At 32.1% G+C, this 6,045-nt stretch carries 6 protein-coding genes and 3 tRNA genes; 3 read left to right on the plus strand and 6 right to left on the minus strand.

Going from position 1 to position 6,045, the window contains the following annotated elements:
* The first annotated feature begins 40 nt into the window (after nt 1–40).
* Nucleotides 41–583 carry a TetR/AcrR family transcriptional regulator gene (locus GOM46_RS08275; protein WP_006150545.1) on the plus strand — a complete coding sequence of 181 codons (543 nt, stop codon included), beginning with the start codon at nt 41–43 and terminating at the stop codon, nt 581–583.
* A gap of 39 nt (nt 584–622) precedes the next feature.
* On the opposite strand, the gene GOM46_RS08280 is transcribed toward GOM46_RS08275, so the two are convergent.
* From GOM46_RS08280 to rlmH, 6 genes are all read right to left on the minus strand, one after another.
* A tRNA-Asn gene (locus GOM46_RS08280) sits at nt 623–696 on the minus strand.
* A 5-nt stretch (nt 697–701) separates the two neighbouring features.
* A tRNA-Glu gene (locus GOM46_RS08285) sits at nt 702–773 on the minus strand.
* A gap of 51 nt (nt 774–824) precedes the next feature.
* Complete coding sequence (gene comE, locus GOM46_RS08290) at nt 825–1,577, minus strand: competence system response regulator transcription factor ComE (protein WP_235083585.1); 753 nt, start codon at nt 1,575–1,577, stop codon at nt 825–827.
* On the minus strand, nt 1,574–2,893 hold the full coding sequence (gene comD / locus GOM46_RS08295) for a competence system sensor histidine kinase ComD (protein ID WP_235083586.1): 1,320 nt from the start codon (nt 2,891–2,893) through the stop codon (nt 1,574–1,576). Before comD ends, comE begins: the two co-directional genes overlap by 4 nt.
* Nucleotides 2,894–3,062: 169 nt before the next feature.
* Nucleotides 3,063–3,136: transfer RNA gene (locus GOM46_RS08300), tRNA-Arg, on the minus strand.
* 41 nt (nt 3,137–3,177) lie between these two features.
* Complete coding sequence (gene rlmH, locus GOM46_RS08305; RefSeq protein ID WP_235083587.1) at nt 3,178–3,657, minus strand: 23S rRNA (pseudouridine(1915)-N(3))-methyltransferase RlmH; 480 nt, start codon at nt 3,655–3,657, stop codon at nt 3,178–3,180.
* Nucleotides 3,658–3,840: 183 nt separating this feature from the next.
* Here rlmH and GOM46_RS08310 point away from each other — a divergent pair, with 183 nt between their 5' ends.
* Together GOM46_RS08310 and GOM46_RS08315 are read left to right on the plus strand one after the other, a co-directional pair.
* On the plus strand, nt 3,841–5,016 hold the full coding sequence (locus tag GOM46_RS08310; protein WP_235083588.1) for a S1C family serine protease: 1,176 nt from the start codon (nt 3,841–3,843) through the stop codon (nt 5,014–5,016).
* A gap of 56 nt (nt 5,017–5,072) precedes the next feature.
* Nucleotides 5,073–5,834: a ParB/RepB/Spo0J family partition protein gene (locus GOM46_RS08315; protein WP_235083589.1), complete on the plus strand. Its 762-nt coding sequence runs from the start codon at nt 5,073–5,075 to the stop codon at nt 5,832–5,834.
* Nucleotides 5,835–6,045: the final 211 nt, after the last annotated feature.

A 6,045-nucleotide genomic window follows, 5' to 3' on the forward strand; every position in this document is an offset into this window, starting at 1 on the left:
TTTTAGACATTACGTCTATTTTTGTTCACAAGGAGGAACTATGATAGAGAGTAACAAACGCTTAAAAACAAAACGTATTATCGAGAATGCTATGGTTCAATTATTAATGGAACAACCATTTGATCAAATTTCTACTGTTAAGCTAGCTGAGAAAGCCGGAATTAGTCGCTCTAGCTTTTATACACATTACAAAGATAAGTATGATATGATTGAGCACTACCAAAGCAAACTTTTTCATACCTTTGAGTACATTTTCCAAAAACACGCCCATCATAAAAAAGATGCTATTTTAGAAGTATTTGAGTATCTGGAGTCTGAACCATTGCTAGCTGCTCTTTTATCTGAAAATGGTACAAAAGAAATACAAAACTTCCTGAGAAATAAACTTCATATCATGCTTAGCACTGACCTCCAGAAACGCTTTATGCAATTAAATTTAAACGACATTGAGTTAGAATATAGTAGCATCTATCTAACCAATGCACTATTTGGTGTTTGCCAGACTTGGATTGCACATGGAAAAAAAGAAAGTCCGCAAGAAATGACAGACTTTCTAATGAAAATGTTAGGAGATTCAAATTAGAAACAAAAAAGAACACCAATGGTGTTCTTTTTTGTTTGACTCCGCCAGTAGGACTCGAACCTACGACATCATGATTAACAGTCATGCGCTACTACCAACTGAGCTATGGCGGATAATATAGTCCGTACGGGATTCGAACCCGTGTTACCGCCGTGAAAAGGCGGTGTCTTAACCCCTTGACCAACGGACCATCTATCTGTAGCAGATATAACCATTATATCAATTTCTTACTAATTGTCAATCACTTTTTAGATTTTTTCTCCAGAATATCTCTTAATTTCCGAACCTTGAGACGGGTAATCGGGCAGCGATGTTCCTCATAAAAAACCACTTCTAAATTTTTTCGATCAATTTCCCTAATATTTCCTACATTAACAAGAAATGATTTATGAGCGGAATAAAATCTTTGGGTTTCTTTATCTTTTTCTTGGATATCCGTCATGGTTCCATAAAATTCTTTAGCGAAATTCTTACCAATAATCCGTAACTTATGAGAAACACCTGTTGTTTCAATATACAAAATATCATGGTAGGGGATCTTCAAATCATTCCCCTTGTAGTTATAGTCAAAATAATCCACAACATCTTTATTTTCAAGCAGCATACTCTTGGTATATAAGATACTCTGTTTGATACGTTTCTTAAATAATTCATCATTGATATCTTTATCAACAAAATCCAAGGCGGATACTTGATATTTGTAAGTTAAGGTAGCAAATTCTGATCTACTAGTGATAAATACGATAATTGCATAGGGATTGTGGTGACGAATAAACTGTGCGACTTCAAATCCTTTTTTCTCAACTCCATGAATATCAATATCTAGAAAATAAAGCTGGTTTACTTCGTCATTTTCGATATATTCCTTAAATTCTCGTTCTTTACCTGTTGTTTTATAAGAAATAGGAATATTTAATTCCTTTGAAATTTCATCCAAGGTTCTTTCTAGTCTGACTTGATGTTGAATAACATCTTCTAAAATTAATACTTTCATTCAAACTCTCTCTTAAATCTAATAATCTGTCTAAATGTACTATCTTCCATCTCTGTTTCTAAAATGATATTTTCATACTTATCCAAAATTTCTTTAACATTATTAAGACCTATTCCTCTATTTCTACCCTTTGTAGAAAAACCTAGCTCAAATAAATCTTCCGAAGGATTCATAACGATATTACATGAATTTTGAATCACGATAACTGTCTCCAAATCCATCTTAATCACTGCAACTTCCATTTGTTTCAAATAACTTTCTGCAGCACCTTCAACAGCGTTGTTTAGCAAAACACTCATAATCCGAACAAGATCGAGTAAATCGATTGACAATCTTGTAACAACATCCTTTACCTCAAGTGTAAACTCCACATCATTATTTTGTGCATATACAATGGATCGAGCAATCAAACTTCGTAAAGCTGAATCTTCTATGTTATTTAAATCAAAGTAGGTATATTTATCTGAACGCAATTTCTGATTAGCTTTCACTAAAACTTTATTGTAAATTCTGTCAATTTCCTGTAAATCACCGCTGTCAATTGCCATTTGCATACTGACAAGCATTCCTGCATAGTCATGACGAAAACCGCGGATTTCATTATACAAACTAACAATTTCATCAGTGTAAGTCTGTAAATGTTCTTGTTCAAATTTCTTCTGTTTTAGAGCGATCTCTCTTTCAGCTTGAACCTTATGAGCGTTCATTGCAAAGAAGATTAGTAATAAACAAATAAAGACAATTGTTGCTAAAATACTACTGAAATTATTAAAATGAGCATGAATACCCACCATATCTGAAATGAATAATAGAACTTGTAAAGTAAAGAAAATTAAAATGACCTTTTTGAAAAATGGATAAAGGTAATCTTTATCAAAATAAGTAAGTTCAAGATGAAAATAAGTAATAATTTTTTTAGTGATAAAATACGTCAGCATCAAAACCACTACAAAAAATAAATCTTCATATTTTATTAAGAAAGAATCACCTGTTATAGAGGATATGATTACTGCTATAAATGTATGAGTACTTTGATATAATAAAGACAATAATAAACTAATAAAAATAGCTTTGAACTTATTATATTTTTTAAATCCTATTAAATAAGCAAAGATAATACAGGTAAATGAAATTTTTTCCATTCCTAATCCATGTAAAGAAGTTAAATAGAATAAAATTTCAACAATAGACTGTAATATAAATACCCAAGAAATAAACAGATATCTTTCTTTTTTTGTTGCCTTACAAATGAGTTCATAGCTATTTGTTAGAATAAAAATATGAAGAATAACTATGAGTATTTTCAATAAATCCATTATATCTCCCTATAATGTTTTCTCTTTTTTCTTTTAAATGAACTTACAAATCTATTATACAAAATGTGATTTATATTATAAACAATCATTCTCAACTGTACATTTTTGTACCTGAACTGTCATTTTTTTACAAAAAACGCTGGGTTACCCCAGCGTTAAATCTAGTATATGATCCCAGCAGGATTCGAACCTGCGACCGTTCGCTTAGAAGGCGAATGCTCTATCCAGCTGAGCTATGAGACCTAACTAGTTTATCTTATCAAAATAATTAAGAATAGTCAATCCTATTTATGATAAGGAGAGCCTTGTTGAATGGTAAAAGCTCGGTATATCTGCTCTGTTAATACGAGACGCATTAATTGATGTGGGAGAGTTAAACGGCCAAAACTTACTGATAGGTTAGCTCGTTTTTTCACTTCATTAGATAATCCTAAACTTCCACCGATAACAAAGGTTAAGGTTGAAAAACCATTAATAGATGCTCGTTCTAGCTGTTTACTGAATTCTTCAGAAGACAAAGTTTTCCCTTCAATAGCTAAAACAACAACAAATTCTCTATCCCCAATTTTGGAAAGAATTCGATTCCCTTCTAAATCCAAGATTTTTTCGTTTTCAGAATCACTAGCACGATCTGGTGTCTTCTCATCAGCTAATTCAACCATTTCGACAGTAGCAAAACGAGAAATTCTCTTAGAATACTCAGCAATTCCATCTTTTAGATACTTTTCTTTTAGTTTTCCAACTGTTACAATTTTAATTTTCATGCTTCTATTTTATCACAATCGTATTTTATTCACATCTTATTCACAAATAAAAACAGGGAAAATAGTGATAAATTCACAAGTTTTTAACAATTTTCCACAGATTGTGAAAAATTTAAACTTTTTTAAGTTAGGATTAAGTTAATAATTTTATAATTTTATAAAATAAATTTGGAGGATTCTTCTATGAAGAAAAACTTAAAAAAATGGGGACAACTTTTATTAATCATTCTCATTAGCTTTTTTAGTGGTATTTTAGGTACTTTTACAACATTACAGCTCAGTCAAAAACAAAATAGTGGTACGACAACTACCACTACTGTCAGTAAAGCAGCTGTAAAAAATGAAAACTCAACTACACAAGCAGTCGATAAAGTTAAAGATGCTGTTGTATCTGTCATTACTTACTCATCAAACTCTCAAAACAGTTTAATCACATCTGATGAAACTGATATGGATACCAATGCTGAACAAGTATTCAGTGAAGGTTCTGGTGTCATTTATAAAAAGGAAGGGGATACTGCTTATATTGTAACAAATACTCACGTTATTAATGGCGCTAAAAAAGTTGATATTCGTTTAGCAGATGGTACAAAAGTTCCTGGTGATATTGTGGGTTCTGATACTTATTCAGATATTGCTGTTGTAAAAATTGCTGCAGATAAGGTCACAACAGTGGCCGAATTTGGTGATTCTAATCAACTAACAGTTGGAGAAACAGCTATTGCAATCGGAAGTCCCCTAGGTTCTGAATATGCCAATACTGTGACACAAGGGATTGTATCAAGTTTAAATAGAAATGTCTCTCTAAAATCCGAAGATGGACAAGCTATCTCAACCAATGCTATCCAAACAGATACAGCTATTAACCCTGGTAACTCAGGTGGTCCTTTGATTAATATCCAAGGCCAAGTTATCGGTATTACATCAAGTAAGATTGCCTCTAATGGTGGAACATCTGTCGAAGGTCTTGGTTTTGCAATTCCTGCAAACGACGTAATCAACATTATTAAACAATTAGAAAAAGATGGAAAAGTAACTCGACCTGCTCTTGGAATCCACATGGTTAACTTATCAAATCTTAATACAACTGATCTTCAAAAACTAAAACTTCCTGGAAATGTTACTTCTGGTGTAGCTGTTCGTTCTGTTCAAAAAAATATGCCTGCCAATGGACATCTGCAACAATATGACGTCATTACAAAAATAGATGATAAAGCTATTTCTTCCACTACTGAATTACAAAGTGCTCTATATAGCCACTCTATTGGAGATGAAATGACTGTAACTTATTACCGTAATGGTAAAGAAGAAACAACTAAAATCAAGTTGGACAAGAGTACTAGTGATTTAAATCAATAGTTTACAGATTTGTAAACTTACTTTACATAATATCAAAGTTGTGATACTGTAGAAACATGGAAGAATTTAAACTCATTCGTATAAGTGATATTCAAAAAAATCCCTATCAACCACGTAAAGAATTTTCAGAAGAAAAAATAAAAGAACTTGCTCAATCTATCAAAGAAAATGGATTAATTCAACCCATTATCGTCCGTCAATCTCCAGTTATTGGATACGAAATTCTAGCTGGAGAAAGACGGTATCGTGCATCCATAGCAGCTGGACTTTCAGAGGTACCTGTAATCATCAAAAAACTTTCTGATCAAGATATGATGATTCACTCAGTCATTGAAAATTTGCAGCGGGAAGACTTAAATCCGATTGAGGAAGCAAAAGCTTATCAATCTTTAATTGATAAAGGGTATACTCATGCAGAAATTGCTGACAAAATGGGAAAATCACGTCCCTATATTACTAATCTTGTTCGCTTACTTACTCTCCCTGATTTTATTCTAACGGAAGTAGAAACTGGAAAATTATCTCAAGCACATGCTCGACTCCTAATCCAGCTACCTGTTGAAGAACAAAAAAAATTACTTCATCGTATTCAGACAGAGGATTTATCAGTTCGGCAAGTAGAACATTTACTTCAAGAGGAAAAAAAGAAGAAGAAAATCAGAGAAAAAGATTACTTTATCAAAGAAGAAGAAGAAAATTTAAAAAAATTGTTGGGATTAGATGTCCAAATTGTCCTTCAAAAAAAAGAGGCAGGAAAAATAACTATCTCTTTTCATAATCAAGAAGAGTACCAACGTTTTATTAACAGCCTGAAATAAGGCTGTTATTTTATTTTTCTCAACTCACAGACTTATCCACTAAATCAGTATGTGAAAAGTCAATTAAATCACAGATAAAACTTCTTATCCACAACTTGTGGATAAATCTTTTAAACATTGTGGATTGTTTTTCACAAGTTGTGGAAAAAATACTTGCTATATGATAAAATAGGTGTAAGATTATACCTTTTAGAAAAGGAGGAGTTTGTTG

This window comes from Streptococcus infantis (assembly GCF_021497965.1).
In the GTDB taxonomy this organism is placed as follows: domain Bacteria; phylum Bacillota; class Bacilli; order Lactobacillales; family Streptococcaceae; genus Streptococcus; species Streptococcus infantis_B.

Bases quoted from the DNA above. Each gene is read 5' to 3' on its own strand.
- GOM46_RS08275 (WP_006150545.1), top strand. From the start codon at position 41: ATGATAGAGAGTAACAAACGCTTAAAAACAAAACGTATTATCGAGAAT.
- comE (WP_235083585.1), bottom strand. From the start codon at position 1,577: ATGAAAGTATTAATTTTAGAAGATGTTATTCAACATCAAGTCAGACTA.
- comD (WP_235083586.1), bottom strand. From the start codon at position 2,893: ATGGATTTATTGAAAATACTCATAGTTATTCTTCATATTTTTATTCTA.
- rlmH (WP_235083587.1), bottom strand. From the start codon at position 3,657: ATGAAAATTAAAATTGTAACAGTTGGAAAACTAAAAGAAAAGTATCTA.
- GOM46_RS08310 (WP_235083588.1), top strand. From the start codon at position 3,841: ATGAAGAAAAACTTAAAAAAATGGGGACAACTTTTATTAATCATTCTC.
- GOM46_RS08315 (WP_235083589.1), top strand. From the start codon at position 5,073: ATGGAAGAATTTAAACTCATTCGTATAAGTGATATTCAAAAAAATCCC.